The sequence below is a fragment of the Gordonibacter sp. genome (assembly GCF_036667095.1).
Lineage (GTDB): Bacteria > Actinomycetota > Coriobacteriia > Coriobacteriales > Eggerthellaceae > Gordonibacter.
The window spans coordinates 5,208-7,948 of sequence record NZ_JAVWUP010000105.1 but is presented as its reverse complement, the minus strand read 5'-3'; the positions used below and the strand labels follow the sequence as shown (position 1 = coordinate 7,948).

Sequence of the window (2,741 nt, the reverse complement as noted above, 5' to 3'; positions counted from 1 at the left end):
GCGGTATTCTCGATGATCGTCGTACATGCTCGTCCTTGTTGTTCGGCGAATTAAGCCTGTGGCGCGGGCAGTGGAATCCCTTATGCTACATTCTACCCAATGGGCGCGGTCTCTACAGCAATTCAACTTGAGATTGAGGCCGAAGGTTTCCCTCTCGAAAACACCCTGACCTCTGCATCGAACCAGCACCAGAGCGCGGCAACCCCTTCTTCTGCTGAAAATTGTATGGAGGACGGCTACTTGCGGGGGGCGGTGGCGCGAAGAGGGAGCGACGGAGGGGTTATACTGGTGCGCGTCTTGAACCGAAAGGATTACCCATGGGTTTGCAGTTCGCCAGCGCGCGCGTTGTCAGTGCCGTATCGACGTGGGGTTTGAAACACGTGTTTCGCCGTCCTGCGGCGAACTTCCCGGGGAAGATCGCCTTATACGTCGATCCGAGCCTCATTGCCGATTTGGCCCCGCGCCTGCGCAAGGGCTCGGTGTGCGTCGTGGGCACCAACGGGAAGACCACAACAGCGAATCTGCTAGCCGATGCTTTGGAGCAGGCAGGGCAGCGCGTCGTATGCAATCGCACGGGCGCGAACCTCGACTCGGGAGTGGCTACGGCCTTGCTGCATGCAGGCGAAGCTGATTGGGGCGTATTCGAATGCGACGAGCTGTGGCTTGCCAAGATACTCCCGCATTTGAAGGCCGACTACGTGGTGTTGCTGAACCTGTTTCGCGACCAGTTGGATCGTGTGGGTGAGATAGATCGCATCCAGGACAGCATCGTGGGGGCACTGCAGGCTTCCCCTCGCACCACGATCGTCTACAACGCCGACGATCCGCTGTGCACTGCCATTGCCGAGCGAGCTGGAAACTCCGCGATCGCTTTCGGCGTTGGGGAAGACCTGCACTTACCGCAGAACTCGGTCGCCGATGCACAGATGTGCCAGCGCTGCTCTACCATGTTGGACTACACCTACCGCCAATACGGCCAGCTGGGCGCGTATTCCTGCCCCACGTGCGGGTTCGCTCGTCCGGCGCTCGATTGTGCGGCCGAGGAGGTGCAGCTTGGTGCCGAGGGCCTGTCGTTTCGTGCGCACGGCCCGCGTCGCGACGCTTCCCTTCGCGCGCCGTTCTCCGGGGCGTATATGGTTTACAACCTGCTGGCTACCTGGGCCGCCGCTGATCTTGCCGAGGTGCCGGCTGCGGCATTGCAGCAGGCTATCGATGCGTTCGACCCCCAGAACGGGCGTTTGCAGGAGTTTGTGGTGGGCGGTCGTCGCACGCTTTTGAACCTGGCGAAGAATCCGACCGGCTTCAACCAGAACATCAAGATAATCCTGCAAGACGAAGGTCCGAAAGCCGTTGCGTTCTTCGTGAACGACAAAGAAGGTGACGGGCGCGACGTTTCGTGGCTGTGGGACATCGACTTCGAAGAGCTGGCTTCCCAGCGTGATCTGCGCGTGTTTGCAGGAGGCATCCGCAAAAACGATGTGCAGGTGCGCTTGAAGTACGCCGGTCTCGATGCCCTGCTGGTGGACAGTATGGCCGAGGTCTTCGCGCAGGTGGACGATGCCTCATCCGCCGTGCGCGTGTATGCCATTGCCAACTATACGGCGCTGCCACCGGTGCACAGCGAGCTCTCGCGCCTCGCCGACCTGGCGGGCGATGCTCCGGCTGTGCCGGAGAAGGCGGCGCGCACGCACGCCGAGCCGCAGGCCGACTCTTTGTCGCCTGCAGCCCCGTCGGTCGCCACGACCGCTTCATCCCCCGAAGCTCCGCTGGTCGTCGCTCACCTGTTTCCGGACTTGCTGAACCTGTACGGTGACGGTGGCAACGTGGCAGTGCTGGAGCGTCGGGCTCGTGATCGCGGCATCCCGGTGGAGGTGCGTCGTGTGAACCATGGCGACACGATCGATTTCACCCAGGTTGACCTGGTGTTCCTTGGTGGCGGCCCCGACCGTGAGCAGCGGTTGGCGTCCGAAGAGCTTGGCCGCATGAAGGAGGGTCTGCATGCCTACGTCGAAGATGACGGCGTGCTGTTGGCCATCTGCGGCGGCTACCAGCTGCTTGGTCGTACCTGGTTGCTGGGCGACGAGGAGGTCGACGGCCTGAGCATCGTCGATATGACCACCGGTCGCGCTCCCGGCGGATCGGGCGATCGGCTTACGGGCAACATCGTGCTGCACTCGTCGTTGGCGGCGCGTCCGGTGGTGGGCTACGAGAACCATGCGGGCCGCACGCACCTCGGCCAGGGTGTCGAGGCGTTCGGCGAGGTGGCATCTGGTGCCGGCCATGGCAACAACGGTGACGACAAGGGCGACGGCGTGCTCTACCGCAATGTCGTAGGCACCTACCTGCACGGTCCTTTGCTGCCGAAGAACCCCGAGGTGGCCGATGCCTTGCTGGCTCGCGCACTTGAACGCCGTTTCCGCAGGGCGGGCGTTTGCGCGCCGGAGCTTACCCCGCTCGACGACGCGGTGGAAGTGGCTGCGAACGACTATGTTTTCCGTCGATTTAACGGGTAGGGGCAACGCGGTATGGCTTTTTTCTTCGGAACGGACGAGCATGCTTGCCCTTGCCTGTCCAGCCGCGCACAATAGGTGCTCATGAACAGCAGAAAAAGCCAACAACGCCCTACTCGGCGATCATCTGAGTCCGCAAAGCGCATCGGCCGTCCCGACGAGGTGCAGCGTAGCGAGGGCGTTCAGCGTCGCGTGGCCTCGGATCCGTCGGCATATGGGCAACCCGGCAAT

1 protein-coding gene is annotated in these 2,741 nt (G+C 62.5%); it reads left to right on the top strand.

From position 1 onward, the window contains the following. Positions 1–317 precede the first annotated feature (317 nt). Entirely contained in the window at positions 318–2,513 is a 2,196-nt protein-coding gene (locus tag RR842_RS09535; protein ID WP_332522117.1) for a MurT ligase domain-containing protein, read from the top strand. Positions 2,514–2,741: the final 228 nt, after the last annotated feature.

What these genes read in the sequence shown, in the direction of transcription:
- RR842_RS09535 (WP_332522117.1), top strand. Translation starts at nt 318, where the DNA reads ATGGGTTTGCAGTTCGCCAGCGCGCGCGTTGTCAGTGCCGTATCGACG.